General features: G+C 74.3%; 16 protein-coding genes. 6 read left to right on the top strand and 10 right to left on the bottom strand.

Annotation, left to right across the window (positions count from 1 at the left end; genetic code table 11):
* Positions 1 to 18: 18 nt before the first annotated feature.
* Both OHT61_RS27105 and OHT61_RS27100 read right to left on the bottom strand, forming a co-directional pair.
* Positions 19 to 2,472 carry a phage holin family protein gene (locus OHT61_RS27105; protein WP_329041806.1) on the bottom strand — a complete coding sequence of 818 codons (2,454 nt, stop codon included), beginning with the start codon at positions 2,470 to 2,472 and terminating at the stop codon, positions 19 to 21.
* A gap of 117 nt (positions 2,473 to 2,589) precedes the next feature.
* Positions 2,590 to 3,000: a hypothetical protein gene (locus tag OHT61_RS27100; RefSeq protein WP_329041805.1), complete on the bottom strand. Its 411-nt coding sequence runs from the start codon at positions 2,998 to 3,000 to the stop codon at positions 2,590 to 2,592.
* A gap of 178 nt (positions 3,001 to 3,178) precedes the next feature.
* Here OHT61_RS27100 and OHT61_RS27095 point away from each other — a divergent pair, with 178 nt between their 5' ends.
* Together OHT61_RS27095 and OHT61_RS27090 are read left to right on the top strand one after the other, a co-directional pair.
* Complete coding sequence (locus OHT61_RS27095) at positions 3,179 to 3,955, top strand: MBL fold metallo-hydrolase (RefSeq protein WP_329041804.1); 777 nt, start codon at positions 3,179 to 3,181, stop codon at positions 3,953 to 3,955.
* Positions 3,952 to 4,572 (top strand): DedA family protein, encoded by a 621-nt coding sequence (locus OHT61_RS27090; protein ID WP_329041803.1) that lies wholly within the window; start codon positions 3,952 to 3,954, stop codon positions 4,570 to 4,572. The genes OHT61_RS27095 and OHT61_RS27090 overlap by 4 nt, the downstream gene beginning before the upstream one ends.
* 22 nt (positions 4,573 to 4,594) lie before the next feature.
* Here OHT61_RS27090 and OHT61_RS27085 read toward each other — a convergent pair whose 3' ends face one another.
* From OHT61_RS27085 to OHT61_RS27070, 4 genes are all read right to left on the bottom strand, one after another.
* On the bottom strand, positions 4,595 to 5,620 hold the full coding sequence (locus tag OHT61_RS27085; protein ID WP_329041802.1) for an MBL fold metallo-hydrolase: 1,026 nt from the start codon (positions 5,618 to 5,620) through the stop codon (positions 4,595 to 4,597).
* Positions 5,621 to 5,633: 13 nt separating this feature from the next.
* Positions 5,634 to 6,872 (bottom strand): aminotransferase class I/II-fold pyridoxal phosphate-dependent enzyme, encoded by a 1,239-nt coding sequence (locus tag OHT61_RS27080; RefSeq protein WP_329041800.1) that lies wholly within the window; start codon positions 6,870 to 6,872, stop codon positions 5,634 to 5,636.
* A gap of 232 nt (positions 6,873 to 7,104) precedes the next feature.
* Positions 7,105 to 7,953 carry an SMP-30/gluconolactonase/LRE family protein gene (locus OHT61_RS27075; protein WP_329041799.1) on the bottom strand — a complete coding sequence of 283 codons (849 nt, stop codon included), beginning with the start codon at positions 7,951 to 7,953 and terminating at the stop codon, positions 7,105 to 7,107.
* A complete protein-coding gene (locus OHT61_RS27070; protein WP_329041798.1) occupies positions 7,950 to 8,723 on the bottom strand; it encodes an IclR family transcriptional regulator in 774 nt (257 codons plus the stop codon). Before OHT61_RS27070 ends, OHT61_RS27075 begins: the two co-directional genes overlap by 4 nt.
* A gap of 214 nt (positions 8,724 to 8,937) precedes the next feature.
* On the opposite strand from OHT61_RS27070, the gene OHT61_RS27065 reads away from it, so the two are divergent.
* The 3 genes from OHT61_RS27065 (at position 8,938) to OHT61_RS27055 (ending at position 11,866) form a co-directional block, all read left to right on the top strand.
* On the top strand, positions 8,938 to 10,434 hold the full coding sequence (locus OHT61_RS27065) for a bifunctional phosphatase PAP2/diacylglycerol kinase family protein (protein ID WP_329041797.1): 1,497 nt from the start codon (positions 8,938 to 8,940) through the stop codon (positions 10,432 to 10,434).
* Positions 10,435 to 10,534: 100 nt separating this feature from the next.
* A complete protein-coding gene (locus OHT61_RS27060) occupies positions 10,535 to 11,344 on the top strand; it encodes a class I SAM-dependent methyltransferase (RefSeq protein WP_329041796.1) in 810 nt (269 codons plus the stop codon).
* A 168-nt stretch (positions 11,345 to 11,512) separates the two neighbouring features.
* Positions 11,513 to 11,866 carry a VOC family protein gene (locus OHT61_RS27055; protein ID WP_329041795.1) on the top strand — a complete coding sequence of 118 codons (354 nt, stop codon included), beginning with the start codon at positions 11,513 to 11,515 and terminating at the stop codon, positions 11,864 to 11,866.
* Between the two features lie 62 nt (positions 11,867 to 11,928).
* Here the strand turns inward: OHT61_RS27055 and OHT61_RS27050 are convergent, their stop codons facing one another.
* A complete protein-coding gene (locus OHT61_RS27050; RefSeq protein WP_329041794.1) occupies positions 11,929 to 12,858 on the bottom strand; it encodes an arginase family protein in 930 nt (309 codons plus the stop codon).
* A 178-nt stretch (positions 12,859 to 13,036) separates the two neighbouring features.
* Between OHT61_RS27050 and OHT61_RS27045 the strand changes: the two genes are divergently transcribed.
* Positions 13,037 to 13,492: an SRPBCC family protein gene (locus OHT61_RS27045; protein ID WP_329041793.1), complete on the top strand. Its 456-nt coding sequence runs from the start codon at positions 13,037 to 13,039 to the stop codon at positions 13,490 to 13,492.
* A 35-nt stretch (positions 13,493 to 13,527) separates the two neighbouring features.
* On the opposite strand, the gene OHT61_RS27040 is transcribed toward OHT61_RS27045, so the two are convergent.
* The 3 genes from OHT61_RS27040 to OHT61_RS27030 form a co-directional block, all read right to left on the bottom strand.
* Positions 13,528 to 14,616 (bottom strand): glutamate--cysteine ligase 2, encoded by a 1,089-nt coding sequence (locus tag OHT61_RS27040; RefSeq protein ID WP_329041792.1) that lies wholly within the window; start codon positions 14,614 to 14,616, stop codon positions 13,528 to 13,530.
* Positions 14,617 to 14,757: 141 nt separating this feature from the next.
* Positions 14,758 to 14,988 (bottom strand): LapA family protein, encoded by a 231-nt coding sequence (locus OHT61_RS27035; protein WP_329041790.1) that lies wholly within the window; start codon positions 14,986 to 14,988, stop codon positions 14,758 to 14,760.
* 114 nt (positions 14,989 to 15,102) lie between these two features.
* Positions 15,103 to 16,890: a CocE/NonD family hydrolase gene (locus OHT61_RS27030; protein WP_329041788.1), complete on the bottom strand. Its 1,788-nt coding sequence runs from the start codon at positions 16,888 to 16,890 to the stop codon at positions 15,103 to 15,105.
* Positions 16,891 to 16,965 lie beyond the last annotated feature (75 nt).

Raw genomic sequence — 16,965 nt, 5'->3', positions numbered from 1 at the left:
CCCTCCCCGGCGGCCCCCTCAGCCACGGGCGCCCCGGACGGCGTCGTCGGAGTCCGGAAGGGGTTCGCCCCGTACGGCGCCGTCGGAATCCCTGAGAGGTTCGCCCCCCACGGTGTGCTCGGGGTCCGGGAGGGCTGCGTCCCGCCCGGACTGCCTCGGCACCCCGCCGTGGGACGCATCTCCCTGGAGGGACGGCTCACGCGGTGACGCCTGCGCGGGCGCGTCCGCACGCGAGGACTCCCCCGGTGGTCGCCCGTCCGGCAGCCGCCCGTCGAGGAGGCGGACGGCACCCTCCGGGACAGCACTCTCCGGGACGGCTCCGTCCGTGCGGCGCCCGGCCCTGTCGACGCCGCCCGGCTGCAAGGGGATCTGGGGACCGGAGAGCTCCCGCAGCCAGCGCGCCAGGACCAGGTGCACGGCCTCCGCGCCCACGAGGGCGGCCGGGGCAGCCGTCCCGGGGGCGTCGGCGGTGGCGGGTCGCGGCGTCCGCGGGGCGTCCGCCGCCATCGCGTCCAGGGGATCCGCCAGGGTGCGCGGCCACAGCAGGAACGGCCGGGACTGTTCGCCGCCGAGCCCTCCGTGGGAGCCGATCTGCTCCTCGAAGGCGTGCACCCTTCCGGTGTCCGGGTCGTACATCGAGTTGACCATGACGTCCGCGACGTGCGGGAAGGTGTCGGTGCGCCGCACCGCGTCGGCCGCGCCCTCGCCGAACACGGCGATGGGGCCCTGCCCGTCGGTCAGCTCGGCGACCGGGACCTCCTCCCCGCCCGCGCCGAGCACCACGGACCCGTGTCTCTCGCTCCGCACGAGCAGGAAACCGATACCGGGATGTGCGGCGAGCGTGGCGAGCAGTGCGGGGCAGCGGCGGTCGATCTGTTCGCGCGAGGCGCGGCCCTCGATGTCCGGGAAGGACAGCAGGCCGAGGTTCCCGGAGGCCAGCACGACCGGGTCGGAGGACTTCGAGGGGTGCTCCGCCTCACGCCCGCCGACCGGCCTGTGCAGTGCCGTGCGCACGGCGTCCCGGGCCTCCGACGCGCTGCGGGTGCGCTGCGCCCTGCGCGGCACGGGCAGCCCGCAGCCGGCCCGTACGAGGTCCTTGAGCGTCAGGCCGTAGCGGCCCGCGAAGGTCTCCCCCGGGCTCTGGCCGTGGTCGGAGAGCAGCACGATCCGGTAGTCGCGCGGGGTGTGGTCGGCGATCTTGATGATGAGGCCCAGCGAGCGGTCGAGCCGGGCGAGGACCTTCTCGGCGTCCCTGCTGTGCGGCCCGGAGTGGTGGGCGACCTCGTCGTAGGCGACCAGGTCCGCGTAGACCGCGGTGCGTCCGGCGAACATGTCGCCGATCACCGCGGAGACCACGACGTCACGCTCGACGACCGTCGCGAACGCCCGGATGAAGGGGTAGAGACCGCCGCGCTTGACCCGGGGGACCTCCTTGCGCGCCCGGGCCAGGGTCGACTGCCCGATCTCCCGGCCTACCTCCGCGACGAAGGACAGGAAGGTGCGGACCGCGTTGGCGGGGTCGGAGAAGTAGGCGAAGTAGCCGGCTCGGGACCGGCGTCCCTTGCCGAGCCTGGCGGCCATCGAGAGGACCAGGGCCAGCTGGTCCGCGCCGCCGCTGAAGAGGTTGCCCCGGCTCGCGCCGTCCACGGTGAGCAGGCCGCCGTAGCGGGTGCGGGCTATGGCTCTGCGCTGGAGTTCGAGGGCGCTGGCCGGTCTGCTGGAGACCATGACGGTGCCGGTCTCCTTCTCGAACCAGCGGAAGGCGGGCACGTCGTGGTTGGTGCCGTGCAGGATGCCGAGCTGGCTCGCGCCGGTCTGACTGGACCAGTCGGTCGTCCAGGGCGTCAGACGGTGGCCTGCCTCGTCGGCGAGCAGTCCGGCCACGGTGGGCATGACGCCGTCGGCCGCCGCCCGTTCGAGGACGCGGTGGCCCACGCCGTCGAGCTGGACGAACACGATCCCCGGCGGTCCGCCGCGGCCGCGGTCCGCGGAGCCGGGGGTGCCGTCACGTCTGCGGCGCCGGTCGGCGAGGCGGGAGAGCCTGCGCCGGTAGGCGTCGTCGTCCCGGACGGCGAGCGCCGTCGATGCGGCTGAGGCGACGGCGGACATGACCGCCGCGACGACGACGGCGGTCTCCGGGTTGGCGTCGCCGCGTCCGTCCGGGATGAGCCGGAGGGCGATCAGCAGCAGGGATCCGTTGAGGAAGAAGACCAGGGCGCCCAGCACGAGGGCGGGCACGATGAGCAGGGCCCTGACGAGTACGGGCCAGACGAGGGCGGAGAGGAGGCCGAAGGCCCCCGCACCCCAGGCCGCGGTGAACGCGGTGCGCGTGACGCTGTCGCCGTCGTCGGACTGAAGCCGGAAATCGGGCAGGATGCCCGCGAGCGCCAGCATGGTGAGGGTGGACACGGCCCACACCGAGATCACGCGCAGGAGGGCCCCGCCCGCCGTACGCCACCGCCCGTCACTCACACCGTTCCACCTCACGTCAGGGCCCGGTGTTCGTCACGGACCCGCGCCAAGCCTGTCATAGCCGCCGCGGGGCTCCCCGGGCCCCCGCACCGGGTCGGGAGGCGGGCCCCGGGGTGGTCAGCCGCCGTCGCACGCGGCGGTGGGCATGGAGAGCCCGCGGTGGGCGCCGGCCTTGCCGCACGCCGTGTACACCGGCCCCTCCGGGCAGCCGGGTTCGAGCCGGGCGCCGCGCCTGCGGCACTCCGCCTCGGACTCGGGCCCGGAGACGAGCGCACGCTCCGGCACCCGGTCGGCGGCGGCGAACGAGCCGGCCTGCCCGCCCGCTCCGCCCCGGAGCGCGTGGTGGCCGGGCCGCGGCCCGTACGCACGCGGCCGGCGGGTGACGGCGTACCCATGGTCCGCGGCCCGGCGCGCGCACACGGCGTGCCGGCTGCGGGTGTCCACGGGGAACGGGTCGCCGTCGAGCTCCTCCAGCGGCGTGGGTCCGGCGACGGCCGCCGCTCGTACGCCCCCGGCGACGTCCCTCATGACCGGATCCCCCCGTGCTCGGATGCTGGCCACGACCTACCCACGGGGCAGCCCTGTGCAACCGTGTCCGCCCGCGCCGGAAGCGGCGTGAGAGAGCACTCCGGCGTGGGGCGGGCGCGGAGCGCCTACGCTCGTACGCGTACACGCATGCCGGCGGCACGGACGAGGAGGCGGAGCGGTGGAGGTCACGTGGTGGGGTCATGCCACCTGCACGATCGAGGACTCCGGGGTCCGGGTGCTGACCGATCCGTTGTTCGTACGCCGCTTCGCTCATCTGCGCCGGCGCCGCGGTGAGGTCCCGCCCCCGCTGGCCGCGGTGGCGGACGCGGTCCTGATCTCGCACCTGCACTCCGACCACCTCCATCTGCCCTCTCTGGCCCGGCTCGCTCCCGGCAGCCTGCTGATCGTCCCGCGGGGTGCGGTCGGGGCGGTCCCGGGCCTGCGGGTGCTGCGCCGGGTCCGCCGGCTGCGGATCTCGGAGGTCGGCCCCGGGGACGTGGTGCGGGTGGGCGGGGTACTGGTCCGGGCGGTGCCCGCCCTGCACGACGGACGCCGGCTGCCGGTCGGCCCGCACCGGGTGCCCGCCCTGGGGTACGTCGTCGAGGGCGAGGCCCGCACGTACTTCGCCGGGGACACCGGGCTCTTCGAGGGCATGGCCGAGGCGGTGGGGCCGGTGGACGTGGCGCTCCTGCCCGTCGGCGGCTGGGGGCCGAATCTCGGCCCCCATCATCTGAACGCGGCACGCGCGGCACAGGTGCTGACGATGCTGGAGCCCAGTTCGGCGGTCCCGGTGCACTACGGGACGTACTGGCCGATCGGACTGGACGGCGTCCGGCCGCACGAGTTCCACGCGCCGGGCGACGAGTTCGTGCGGCAGGCGGCCAGGCTGGCGCCGGAGGTGGCGGTGCACCGGCTGGGGCACGGCGAGCATGTGAGGCCGGAGGCCCGTAGGTGATATCGGACGTGCTGGGGCAGCTGCCGACGGAGTCGACGCAGCAGGCCGTGGCCTACCCGTCGTTGTTCGTCCTCGTGGCACTCGGTTCGCTGGTGCCCGTGGTGCCGACCGGGGCCCTGGTGAGTTCCGCCGCCGTGGTGGCGTTCCACCGGATGTCACCGGTCACCCTGCTGGTCGTCTTCGCGGTGGCCGCGGGTGCGGCGTTCCTGGGGGACGTCTGCCTGTACTGGCTGGGGCAGCGGGGGGTCCGGTCGAAGAACGGGTCGAAGTGGCTGGCGGCGATCACCAGGCGAGCCGCTCCCGAGCGGCTGGAACAGGCCCAGCGGAAGCTGGAGGAGCACGGGACGACGGTGCTGGTGCTGTCCCGGCTGATACCGGCCGGACGCATCCCGGTGATGCTGGCCTGCCTGCTGAGCGAGATGCCGCTGAAGCAGTTCGCCCGGGGCGACGTGCCGGCGTGCCTGGCGTGGGCCGCGACGTACCAGCTGATCGGCATCCTGGGCGGCTCGCTCTTCCGGGAGCCGTGGCAGGGAGTGCTGGCCGCGGTCGTGCTGACGCTGCTGATCAGTGGGACGCCGGCGCTCTGGCGGCGGCTGCGGACCCGCATGGCGGGCTGAGGCCCCGGCTACGGGCCGGAGGTCAGGCGCCCAGGACACGGGAGCCGCCGACCGGCAGGTCCCAGAGGTCGCCGCGCGGATACCCGGCCCGCTGCCAGGCGGTGCGCAGCCGGGTCAGCGGTTCCAGCACGGGTTCCGCCGACAGGAGGAACGTCGCCCAGTGCATGGGGGCCATGGCGCGCGCTCCGAGGTCCTCGTAGGCCTGCACGGCCTCCTCGGGGTCGGTGTGCACGTCCGACAGCCACCAGCGGGGCTCGTACGCCCCGATGGGGAGCATCGCGAGGTCCAGGCCCGGATAGCGGCGGCCGATCTCCTTGAACCAGTGGCCGTAGCCGGTGTCCCCGGCGAAGTAGAGCCGCCGCCCGGCCGTGTCGCCGAGCACCCAGCCGCCCCACAGGGACCGGCAGGTGTCGAGCAGGGTCCGCTTGGACCAGTGGTGGGACGGCACGAAGTCGAACGTGACCCCGCCGAGTTCGACCGACTCCCACCAGTCGAGCTCGGTGACGCTGGTGAAGCGCCGGCGCCGGCACCAGCGGCCGAGCCCTGCGGGCACGAGGAGCGGGGTGTCCCTCGGGAGCCGCCGGAGCGTGGGGGCGTCGAGGTGGTCGTAGTGGTTGTGGCTGATCAGGACCGCGTCGACGGGGGGCAGTTCCTCCCACCGGACGCCGACGGGGGTGATCCTGGCCGGGGTGCCGAGGATGCGTCGCGACCACACCGGGTCGGTGAGGACCGTGAGCCCGCCGATGCGGACGATCCAGCTGGCGTGCCCGGCCCATGTCACGGCGACGGTGTCCGGTCCGGCGGCGGGCAGCGGCCGGGGCGCGTACGGCAGGCGGTGGATGCCCCGGAGTCCCTCGGCGTTGGGCCGCAGGGCCCGCTCCCTGGCCAGGCGGGTCATGCCCCTGACACCCGGAAGGGGGGCCGTGAGCCGGTCGGCGAAGGTGCGGGGCCACGACCGGAGCTCCCCGAGGCGGCGCGGAGCGGTGGCGGGGCGGCCCGGGGGCGCGGCGCCGGCCCCGGCGATCGGGCGCTCGGTCTGTTCCGTCATCGAGAGGCTCCTGTCATCGGAGTTCATCGAGGGCTGCTTCGAAAATGCTCAGCGCTTGGGCGACATGGGGCAATTCCAGGGGCTCCACCGCAGTGAGGGACTCCATCTGCCGCTCCGGGGTTGCGCCGAGCAGCGGGCCGGTGCTCAGCCGCACCCGCAGGGCGCCCAGTTCGTCGCCGAAGCGGTGCCCGCCGGGAGCGGGGGTTCCGAGGCGCCCGGTCAGGTACTCCTCCAGTTCCATGGAGTCCGTGACGCCCCTGGCCGCCAGCCGGCCGCGCAGCGGACCGAGGTCGGCGTAGAGGTGGCGGCCCGCCTGCGGAGGTCTGGCCAGGGCCCCGGCGGTGAGGACCGCGCGGTGCGCGGCGGAGGCCACCCGCGCCTGGAGGGCCGCCGCCCGCCGGATACGGTCCCGGACGGCCTCGGGCTCACCGAGTGCGTGGGCGGCGGCCCTGGCCACCGGTTCCGCGACGAGGGCCCCGAGCGCGGTGAGGATGTCGAGGACCCGCGCGCGGCGTACGGCCGCGCGGGCGGTGTCGGGGAACCGTGCGACGGCCACCGGCCAGGCCGACGGGGTCAGGGCTCCCGCCAGGTCGCTGACGACGGTGACGTCGTCGGGGCACATCTCGGCGGGGCTGAGCAGGACCGTGTCGTGGGGGCGGTGCAGTGTGTCGCGCCAGGTCTCGTCGCTGACGACGTGGAGCCCTTCGGCCGCCGCCGCCTCGCAGACCTCGCGGACCAGTTCGGGCGGAGCGAGGGTCGCGGTCGGGTCGTCGGCCACGGAGATCAGGAGGAGCCGGGGACGCCCGCCTTCGGCCCGTACCCTGCGCACCGTCTCCAGCAGCGCGTAGGGGTCGGGGATGCCGCCGCACTCGGCCGGGGTCGGCACGTGGTACGCGGGGCGGCCCAGCAGCCGCGCCTGCGGCATCCACCCCGCCGGGCACGGCCGGGGCATGAGGACGTCGCCGCCGTGCGCTGCGATCAGCGCGAGCAGGAGGGGCTGGGGGCCCGGAGCGGCCACCACGGCCTCGGCGTCGCCGTGCAGTCCGCGGCGGTCCCAGTAACCGCGCGCGGCCTCGCGCAGGATCGTTCCTCCTCCGGGTGGCTCGGGCAGGGCGCGGGCGGCCGAAGCGGCGAGGACCCCGGCGAGCTCGGGCAGGACGGGAAGGCCGGGGTCGGGTGCGGGCGGCCCGTATCTGACGGGGCCCCGGTCTCCCCCGAGGGGGTGGGCGTGCGTCCGCTCGCTCCGAGCCATCCCGGGTCCTCCTCCGCCTGCGTCGCCCTCTGGGCCCTTTATACGGAGGTTCTGCGGGGCCCGCCCCCGCACGGGGTCCGGGCGGCGGCGGTGGGACGCACCCCTGGTACACCGCGCATCCCACCGGCCGCACGCACCCCGTCGGTACGGTGAACGGCGCCTCCGGCCACGCCGACCCGGTGACCGGCCCACCCGGCAGCCGGCCCCCCGCGGACGGCGTTCCCCGCAGCGCTCACCCGGCGAACGGCGTTCCCGACAGCCCCTGCCCCACGTCCGGGAGCACGAGCAGGGAGCCGGACAGCGGGTGGGGTGCCTCCAGGCCCGTGCGGGCGGTGGAGATGTACAGGTCCCGCAGGCCGGGCCCGCCGAACGCGCAGGCCGTGGGGCGCCGGACCGGCAGTTCCACGACCCGGTCCAGCCGGCCGTCGGGCCGGTAGCGGCGTACGGCGGCGCCGTCCCAGAAAGCCACCCACACACCGCCCTCGGCGTCCACGGTCAGCCCGTCGGGCCACCCCGACCCGGGTTCGACGACGGCGAACGGGCGCCGGCCGGTGACGCGCTCACCGTCCACGTCGAAGACGTCGATGCGCCGCGTCGGCGTGTCGATGTAGTACATGAGCCGGCCGTCCGGACTCCAACCGGTGCCGTTGCTGACCGTCACGGAGTCCAGGACGCCCGTCACGGACCCGTCGGGCGCTATGCGCGCCAGGTTCCCGCCGCCCTCCGCCTCGTCGTAGCGCATGCTGCCCGCCCAGAGCGCGCCGTCCGGCGCCACGGCGGCGTCGTTGCCCCGGCGCCCGGGAACGGGAGCGTGGACCAGCCACGAGAAGGCGCCCCGGTCGTCGTACAGGCCGATGCCGTCGCGCAGGACGGTCACGAGGCCGCCGCCCGCCCGGGGCTTCGCCGCTCCGACGTGCTGTCCGGCCGCCATGACGGTGCGCCGGCCGGTGGAGGGGTGATACGTGTGGACCCGGGCCGAGAGTATGTCGACCCAGATCAGCCGCTCGGCCGCGGCGTCCCAGGTGGGCCCTTCGCCGAGCTCGGCGAAGGCACGCACGGCGACCTCCGGACGGGGTGTCACGCCTGCCCCCCGTGGTGGCCGAGCCTGCCGGACAGCGCGTCGGCGCCGCCCGCGGCGAGCCGCGCGAGTTCCGCCTCGCGCTCCTCGCTCCAGCGGATCATGGGCACGGAGATGGAGAGCGCGGCGACGACGCGTCCGGACCGGTCACGCACCGGTGCGGCCACGCAGCTGACGTCGGGGTTCGACTCACGGTGCTCGACGGCGACGCCCCGTTCGCGCACCGCCGCGAGCGCCGCCCGCAGCTCGGCGGCGTCGGTGAGGCTGTTGTCGGTCATGGCGACGAGCTCGCGCCCGTCGAGGCGCGCGTCGAGCTCGGCCTCCGGCAGGGCGGCGAGCAGCAGCTTGCCGACGGCGGTGCAGTGGGCGGGCAGCTTGCGGCCCGCGGCCGAGACCATGCGCACGGCGTGGGTGGAGTCCACCTTCGCGATGTAGATGACCTCGGTGCCCTCCAGGATCGCCACGTGGACCGTCTCGCCGCAGGTCTCCGCGACCTCGCGGGCCACCTGCTGCCCCTCGGCCGCGAGGTCGAGCTGCTCGGCGTACCTGCTGCCGAGCTGGTAGGTGCGCACGCCGAGCCGGTAGCGGCCGGGCTGTTCCGGCACCGCGACCAGGTAGGAACGCGCCGCCAGCGTGGTGAGCAGTTCGTGGACCGTGGTCCGCGGCAGCTGGAGCTTGCGGGTGACCTCGGGCGCGGAGAGAGTGCCCTCACCCTGGAGGAAGAGTTCGAGCACATCGAGAGCCCTGGTTACCGCAGGGACGAGTCGCCCCATGATCGCCCGCCTATCTTGTTCGACATTCCGGTCAATGACCGGCATCACGAACGCAGGCTAGCCGCACCGAACTTGCCGGGGCAACGCTTTCCGCGAGACGGAGCGGCTGCAGCGCGGACAGAACGGAAGATCATGAACGATCCACCCGAATTCGATGGAGGGCCGTCTGCGTGCCTCCTGGTTCACCGCGCGGTCGCAGGGTATTCGCTGTCCCATGTCGACATCGAGCAGCTTCTCCCCGCCCGGCGGCTGGCGGACCTGGTTCCACCAGCGCGATCTCGCCGCGTTCCAGCGCGTGGCGGACCGCCACTGGCCGGGCGCCGATCCCCTGCTGCCGCGTCTGAGCCGCAGCGCCAACCACGGCCTGCTGTGGTTCGGGGCCGCCGCCGGCATGGCGGCGCTGGGCAGCAGCGCCCGGTCCCGCAGGGCGGCGCTGCGCGGAGTCGCCTCGCTGGCCGTCGCCTCCGCCGCCATCAACACCGTGGGCAAGGGGGCGGTCCGCAGGGAGCGCCCGATAGTGGATCTCGTTCCGGTCATGCGGCAGCTGAAGCGGCAGCCGTACACCACGTCCTTCCCGTCCGGCCACGCCGCCTCGGCCGCGGCCTTCGCGACCGGTGTGGCGCTCGAATCGAAGGGCTGGGGCGCGGTCGTCGCCCCGGTCGCGGCGGCCGTGGCGGCCTCCCGCGTCTACACGGGGGTCCACTATCCGAGCGACGTGGTCGCCGGGGCCGCACTGGGGGTGGGGGCGGCCTTCGCACTGCGGGGGGTCGTACCGACCCGTGGACAGCTGCCCGCGCCCGGCAGACCGCCGGCCGAGGCACCGGCCCTCCCGGGGGGGCAGGACCTGGTGGTCGTCGTGAACCGCGAGTCCGGCTCGGCGACCGCGGCGGCGGCGCTGATCCGCGACGCCCTGCCGCTCGCGGCGACGGTGGAGTGTGCGCCGGCCGACCTGCCGGGGTGCCTGCGGAAGGCCGCGGAACAGGGCAAGGCCCTCGGGGTGTGCGGAGGTGACGGCACGGTCAACATGGCGGCGGCGGTCGCCACCACCCACGGCGTGCCCCTGGCCGTCTTCCCGGGCGGGACCCTGAACCACTTCGCCTACGACCTGGGCATCGAGACGGTGCAGGACACCGTCGCGGCGATCACCGCCGGAGACGCGGTCCGGGTCGACCTGGGCCGCTTCCGGCCGGGCCCGGAGGGTCCGGGCGGGGCTCCCGGATACTTCCTCAACGCCTTCAGTCTGGGCGTCTACCCCGAACTCGTCCGGACCCGGGAGCACTGGTCGCCCCGCATCGGCGGCTGGCCCGCCGGCGTCCTCGCGGCCTTCGAGGCACTGCGCGGCTCGCGCCCGCTGACCGCCGAGTTCCACGGGAAGCAGCGGCCGCTGTGGCTGCTCTTCGTCGGCAACGGACTGTTCCAGCGGGTGGGCCCCAACCCCGGCCGCCGGCACAACCTGGCGGACGGCCTGCTCGACGTACGCGTCGTGCACGGCGGCCGGACGCCCGGGCTCCGGCTGCTCGCCGCGGCGTTCGCGGGGCCCCTGTCCCGCTCCCCCGCGCACGCGGCCGTACGCCGCCGCAGGGTGCGGCTCTCCGGCCTCACACCGGGCACTCCCTACGCGTTCGACGGCGAAGTCGCCCACTCCGAGACGGAGTTGATGATCGACAAGCTGCCGGAGGCGCTCACCGTGTACTGCCCCATGCCCGCCTGACAGCCGATCGAATGGTGAGACGCCCATCTCAGGATGCGACATCACGGCGTACGGTTGTCACCGTCGCCCGCGAACGATGTCCGAGAGAGGACGTACGGCCATGCCTGAGGAAAGCGCCGTCTACACCCACGGCCACCACGAGTCCGTGCTGCGCTCGCACCGCTGGCGGACCGCCGCGAACTCGGCGGCGTACCTGACCGGTGAACTCCGCCCGGGGATGGCTGTCCTGGACGTGGGCTGCGGGCCCGGCACCATCACCGCGGATCTCGCCGGACTGGTGGCGCCGGGACGCGTCACCGCCGTCGACACGAGCCGGGAGGTCCTCGAGGGAGCGACGCGGACCGCCGTCGAACGGGGCCTGGACAACGTCGGGTTCGCCGTCGCGGACGTCCACGCCCTCGACTTCCCCGACGACTCCTTCGACGTGGTCCACGCGCATCAGGTGCTCCAGCACGTGGGTGACCCGGTGCAGGCGCTCCGTGAGATGCGGCGGGTGTGCCGCCCAGGTGGCCTCGTGGCGGCCCGCGACAGCGACTACGCGGCCATGACCTGGTATCCGGAGGTTCCCGGGATGCCGGAGTGGCTGGACCTCTACGGCCGGGTGGCCCGCGCCAACGGCGGCGAGCCGGACGCGGGGCGCCGGCTGCTGTCCTGGGCCCGCCGGGCGGGCTTCACCGACATCACCCCGACGGCCGCCGCCTGGTGCTTCGCCACCCCGGAGAACCGCGCCTGGTGGAGCGGCCTGTGGGCGGACCGCACGACGGCGTCGCGTTACGGGGAGCTGGCGGTGGACGGCGGGCACGCGAGCCCGGAACAGCTGACCGCCGTCGCGGCGGCCTGGCGCGCCTGGGGCGCGGAGCCGGACGGGTGGTTCATGGTGCCGCACGGCGAGATCCTCTGCCGGGCCTGACCCCGGGCTCGATTTCCCGACGTGGCGGCGGCGCGATGCCGGACGTCGTCGCGAGCGCTGTCCCGGGCGCGGCGCAGGCACTGTCCCCGCGCGCGCCCGCCGCACGGGGACAGTGCCGACCCGCCGAACCGATCACACGCCGCGAGCCGGGCAACTACCCTCGTGGGCATGGAGATCCTGGGAACCACGCTGCGTATCTGCGTCGACGACCTGGAGGCCTCGGTGGCCTTCTACGAGGGCCTGACGAGCACCCCGGCCCTGCGCTTCGAGCGCGGCGGGGTCTCGGTGGCCGCGATCGGCTGCTTCCTGCTCATGAGCGGCCCGGAGTCCGAGCTGGAGGTGCTGCGCAAGGTCTCGGCGACGATCGCGGTCAAGGACGTCGACGAGGCCCATGCCGCACTGAACAGGGTGGGCGCGAGGGTCATCGCCGGACCGGTGCCCACACCGGCCGGACGCAATCTGATCGCCCTGCATCCGGACGGTTCGGTCTTCGAGTACGTCGACCGGAACGTACCCGCCTGACGGGGCCGACGGGCACCCGGCAGGCCCCGCGTACCGTCCCGCCGCGGCTCGGCGGGCAGGGTTCATCCGCCGGCGGGGCGTTCCCGCCCGTCCGGGTCAGCCTCGGCGAAGGCGCCGACGACCAGGTCGGTGAGCAGGGCGCCCGCCGTGCCGTCGGGGTCCAGGTCGGGGTCGTAGATCGTGACGTTCAGCCCGACGCAGCGCGGCGAGCCGACGAGCGTGCGCAGGAGCGGGGCGAGTTCGCCGGGGAACAGCCCTCCGTCGTCGGGGCTGTCGACGGCCGGCATGACGGACGGGTCGAGGACGTCGGCGTCGAGGTGGACCCAGAAGCCGTCGAGGGCGGGGATCTCCAGGCTCCGTACCGCCTCCGCGGCGACGCGTGCGGGGCCGCGTTCCCTGATCTCACCGACCGTCGCGTTGCTGATCCCCAGCGCGGCCAGCTCCGCACGGTCCTCGTCGTACTCCCTCATCCCGAAGAGCCTGACGTCCTCGTCCCGCAGGTAGGGCCCCAGCCCTTCCAGGTCGGTGAGGTCGGCCTGCCCCCGGCCGGTGGAGAGGGCCAGTTCCTCTCCGCCCGCCGCTCCGATCGCGGTGCTGTTGCCGGTGTGCCGGAAGTCGGCGGAGCCGTCGACGGCGGCGAGCCCGTACCGGCCGATACGCCGCAGCGCGAGGGTGGCGCCGAGCTGGATGGAGCAGTCCCCACCGAGGACCACCGGGAATTCACCCGCCCTGACGTGGCGCTCGATGCGGTCGGCCAGCGTGCGGGTGTAGCCGGCGAGGGCCGCGGCGTTGAAGACCCCGTCGCCCTCCCGCCAGTCACCCCGGTCGTAGCGCGGCGGTACGACGACCCCGCCCTCCGACGCCCCGAGCCGCCGCACGATGTGCTGTTCGCGGAGCGCCCCGGCCAGCTTGTAGCAGCCGGGCACCGTGCCGGGGGCGGGAGGACGGAGTCCCAGGTTCGACGGGGCGTCGAGGACGACGAGTGGGCGCATGCGGCTCATACTCGCCCGCGCGGCCCGCCGGTGTCTCCGGTTTTCCGGCCCGGGCCGGACGCCGGGCTCCTGGGCGCGGTGGGCTCATGAGATGTGGGCCGGGGGGACGCGTTGTACGGTTGCCGGAGACTACGCCCGTCGTCCCGATCCGTTCCGATGTCCGAGCGCGGAGGCGTCCATGGCCATGCGTCACCATGTGATCCACCACCCGCCCTCGGCCCTGTGGGCGGTCCTCGAGCAACCCGGGCTGTACGGCAGGTGGGTGGTCGGCACGCAGGATTCCCGTCCGCTGGAAGGGCAGTGGCCACAGGTCGGCTCGTCCATCGAGTACACCCTGCGACTCGGCCCGAAGGACTTCCGGGGACGGACGACCGTGCGCCGACTGGAGCGTCCGGGAGCACTCGAACTGGAGGCGCACAGCGGCCCGCTGGGCACGGCGCGGATCGCCTTCGACATCCGCCCCTGGGGCGACGAGACGCTCGTGATCCTGAACGAGCACCCGCTGCAGGGTCTCGGCGGCATCCTGCACAACGTGGTCGTCGACGCCGCGCTCCAGCTCCGGCACCGGGCGATGCTGGCCCGGCTGGGTGACGTGGTCGACGCACAGGCGAAGGGCCTCGACGGGCCCCGGTGACGGACCCCGCCGAAGACTCCCCCGCGCCGCCCGCGTCAGCCCCGCGTCCTGGCCGCGCACTCCGTCACAGCGGTGCGCAGGCTGCCCGAGCTCGCCAGCAGGTCACGCTGGGTCCGCGCCCCGGTGCCCCTGGTCTCCACGTCCCGCAGCGCCTTCTCCGCCGATCCGAGGTCGCCGCTCGCCTCCAGGGCGTCGCTGACGTGGGCGAGCAGGGCGCGCGCCACGTCGGCCGCGGGCGCGGGGCGCATGGTGCGGGGGTCGAGCAGGTCTCCGTCCATGCCGGAGCGGCCGGCCTGCCAGGCAGCCATGCGCAGCATGCTCACGGCCACCGGGTCCGGCTCCTTCCCGCTGCGCCAGTCGCGTGCGGCCGTCTCGACGAGACCCCGCGCGAGCGTGGCCAGCAGCACGGTGTCGGCGGAGTCCAGGCACACGTCGGCGACGCGGATCTCCACGGTGGGGTAGCGGTGCGAGAGCCGGGCGTCGAAGTAGATCATCCCCTCGTCGCGCAGCACTCCGGTGCCGACCAGGGCGCTCACCCTCTCGTGATAGGCGTCGGCGGAACCGAACACCTCCACCGGTCCCGCGGACGGCCAGCGCCCCCAGACCCTGCTCCGGTAGCTGCCGTAGGACGTGTCCTGGCCCTGCCAGAAGGGGGAGTTCGCGCTCAGGGCCAGCAGGACCGGGAGCCAGGCGCGCATCCGGTCGAGCACGGCGACGCCCTCCTCGTCGGAGTCCACCGACACGTGCACGTGGCAGCCGCCCGTCAGCTGCTCCTGCGCGGTCAGGCCGAACCGCTCCGCCAGCCAGCGGTAGCGCTCGTCCTCCCCGATCGAGGGGCTCACCGGGAGCGGGGAGGTGGCCAGGGCCGCCACGGTGGCTCCGGCGTGCGCGGCGCTGCGCGCCGCCTCGTCCCGTGAGCGGTGTATCTCGTCGGCGATGTCCGTCATCGTGGCGCACGGCCGGGTGGCGAACTCCAGCTGCTGATCGTGGAGCTCCGACTCGAAGGCGGACTCGCCCCCGGCCCGCCGTTCGGCCAGGGCCAGCACCGCCGTCGACAGCGCCTGCGGCTCACCGCTCTCCGCGTCCACGAGCAGCAGCTCTTCCTCGACACCGACAGTCCGCACCTTCGCACCCCTTTTGCCGCCCGCACCCCGTTCACACCGGCGGGTACCCCGGGGGGTCCCTTTCAAGTGTGCGCTTTCGAAGTGCGCGGGCGGAGGCGTCCCGGCCGGGCCCCGCCGGCCCGGACGAACGGGGCGGGACGCCTACCGGCGGGCCCTCCTGCGGAAGAAGTAGGCCCCGCAGAGAAGTCCGGCGACGAAGACGCCGAGCAGCGCCGCCCAGAGCGGCATGGTGACCTCGGGGATGATCACACGGATGGTGACCTCGTCCGTGTTCACGCAGATGAAGACGAGGGCCAGCACCGCGAGCAGGGTGACGGCGATGCGCGCGGGCGTGAAGGCCCCGGTGCCGCTGGATACGTCCTTGGGGCTCATGCGCGGCCCTTTCGCTGGGTTCTGGGGGTCCGGGGCCGGGAGCGGCGGTCCCCGGCCCCCAGGATGCATCCGCCCCCGGCCCGGCGAGCGGTGGAGCGGGCCGTACGGGTGAGGTCAGCGGACGACGGGGAGCTCCAGGACCCCGGTGTCCTGGGGGGTGCTGACGACGGTGACGGGCTTGACGCCGCGGTTGCCGAAGTAGGCGTCGTCGCTCGCGGCGATCACGAACCGCAGCCGGTGCCCGGTCGCGTAGCGGTGCACGATGCCGGGCAGGTCCACGGTGAAGGGGCGGGTGACGTCCGGGACGCGTACGGGCGCGACCAGGCGGTTCACGAGCTTCTGGGTCCCGTCCGGTGCCACGTCGTAGATCTTCGTGAACAGCACCAGCCGGTCGGCGGCGTCGCCGCTGCCCTGGGCGCGCCGTGCCTTCGGGGACACGACCTTCAGCGTGGCCCTCGGGGCGCCGACCACGTCGAGCGGGGCCGTCAGGGGCGCGCCCGTCCAGTCGAGGTAGGTGCCCTTGATGTCGTACGGCGCCCGGTCGGGCAGGCCGATGACGCCGGCCAGGGAGCTCTCCGAGTGGCTGCTCGGCAGGAGCCAGTTGGTGTACGTGCGGCTCCCCCGGACGACCTCCGCGCGGCTGTCCACGAGGGCTCCGTCGCCGGAGAGGTACATCGTGCGGGACGTGCCGGGCACGGCCGCCGCCGTGCCGTAACCGGAGGCCCAGTCACGGTAGTAGGCGAACTCGGGCCCGGTGGCGGTGGACGTGTCGTGCCGGAGGTAGCGGTCGAACCAGGCGAGGATCCGCTGTCCGACGTAGCTGGTCTCCAGGTTGCCGGTGGCGAGGTCGAGTTCACCGGGCACCGAACCGCCGCTGTGGCCCCAGGACTGCCAGATCATCTTCGTCGTGGTGCCCTGGGCCTTCAGGGTGCGGTAGGTGGCGGTGGCCTCGTTGAGGTTGAACAGGCTGTCGGCCTGGCCCTGCACGAGCAGGACCGGCGCCGTGACGCCGGACAGATAGGAGACCGGGGAGACGCTCCGCGCGTACGTCAGCATGTCGCGGGTCGCGGCGGCCGGGTAGCGGCCGGAGTTCAGGAGGCGGATGGTCTCGCACGCCTGCGCGGCGAAGTGCAGGCAGGCGGGGCTGCCGAACCGGGACGGGTCGAGGCCGGGCACCAGCAGGGGCTGTCCCTCGCCCATCAGGTAGAAGCCGTTGGTCCACTGCCACTTGAAGACACCGGGAGTGTCGGAGGAGACGCCCCTGGTCGCCCCGGCCGCGTTGGGTGCGAGCGAGTACGCCAGGTCGTTCCAGGTGATCAGCGGGACGAGCGCGTCCACGCGGTCGTCGGCGGAGGCGGTGGCGAGCTGGACCGCTCCTCCGTAGGAGCCGCCGATCATGCCGACCACGGGGTCGCCCGGCGCGTCCGTGGTGACGTAGTCGGCCTTCGTCCCGTCGTCGGCCGCGCGGGTGCCGGCGAGGAAGTCGACGAGGCCGGAGGCGGCCCTGCCGTCGATCGCGGGGTCGTCCAGCGTGATGAGGCAGCCCGACCTGCCGAAGCCCAGGCCGGAGTAGACGAGGCCGACGTAGCCGCGTTCGGCGAACGCCCGGCCGATGGTGTCGGTCGAGCCGTCGGACTTGCTGCCGCCGAATCCGTTGGTGGCGAGGACGGCCGGGGCGGGGTGCTGCGCGTCGACGCCGGCCGGCCGGTAGAGGTCGGCGTCCACGGTGCAGGTGCGGTCGCCCGCGCGCACGGTGAACTCCAGTGGGGTGACGGTGTACCGGTCCGCCGCCGACGCCCCGGGGGCACCGGTCAGGGCGAGGGGGGCGAGCAGTGCCGCCCCGGCGAGCAAGGTGAGCGGACGGCGGAATCTGGACACGGCACGCGACACATGGACCTCCACACCGAGGACACCTTACCGACCGGTAAGTACCGGGCCCGGCCCATGCTGTGACATGGCTCATACCGATGTCAACGC

The organism is Streptomyces sp. NBC_00178 (assembly GCF_036206005.1).
In the GTDB taxonomy this organism is placed as follows: Bacteria; Actinomycetota; Actinomycetes; order Streptomycetales; family Streptomycetaceae; genus Streptomyces.
The sequence above is the reverse complement of the archived record's forward strand: the minus strand, read 5'-3'. Positions and strand labels throughout refer to the sequence as shown.

Excerpts from the sequence above, each read along its gene's own strand:
- OHT61_RS27080 (WP_329041800.1), bottom strand. The coding sequence starts at position 6,872 with ATGGCTCGGAGCGAGCGGACGCACGCCCACCCCCTCGGGGGAGACCGG.
- OHT61_RS27100 (WP_329041805.1), bottom strand. The coding sequence starts at position 3,000 with ATGAGGGACGTCGCCGGGGGCGTACGAGCGGCGGCCGTCGCCGGACCC.
- OHT61_RS27055 (WP_329041795.1), top strand. The coding sequence starts at position 11,513 with ATGGAGATCCTGGGAACCACGCTGCGTATCTGCGTCGACGACCTGGAG.
- OHT61_RS27045 (WP_329041793.1), top strand. The coding sequence starts at position 13,037 with ATGGCCATGCGTCACCATGTGATCCACCACCCGCCCTCGGCCCTGTGG.
- OHT61_RS27065 (WP_329041797.1), top strand. The coding sequence starts at position 8,938 with ATGTCGACATCGAGCAGCTTCTCCCCGCCCGGCGGCTGGCGGACCTGG.
- OHT61_RS27050 (WP_329041794.1), bottom strand. The coding sequence starts at position 12,858 with ATGCGCCCACTCGTCGTCCTCGACGCCCCGTCGAACCTGGGACTCCGT.
- OHT61_RS27035 (WP_329041790.1), bottom strand. The coding sequence starts at position 14,988 with ATGAGCCCCAAGGACGTATCCAGCGGCACCGGGGCCTTCACGCCCGCG.
- OHT61_RS27070 (WP_329041798.1), bottom strand. The coding sequence starts at position 8,723 with ATGGGGCGACTCGTCCCTGCGGTAACCAGGGCTCTCGATGTGCTCGAA.
- OHT61_RS27060 (WP_329041796.1), top strand. The coding sequence starts at position 10,535 with ATGCCTGAGGAAAGCGCCGTCTACACCCACGGCCACCACGAGTCCGTG.
- OHT61_RS27085 (WP_329041802.1), bottom strand. The coding sequence starts at position 5,620 with ATGACGGAACAGACCGAGCGCCCGATCGCCGGGGCCGGCGCCGCGCCC.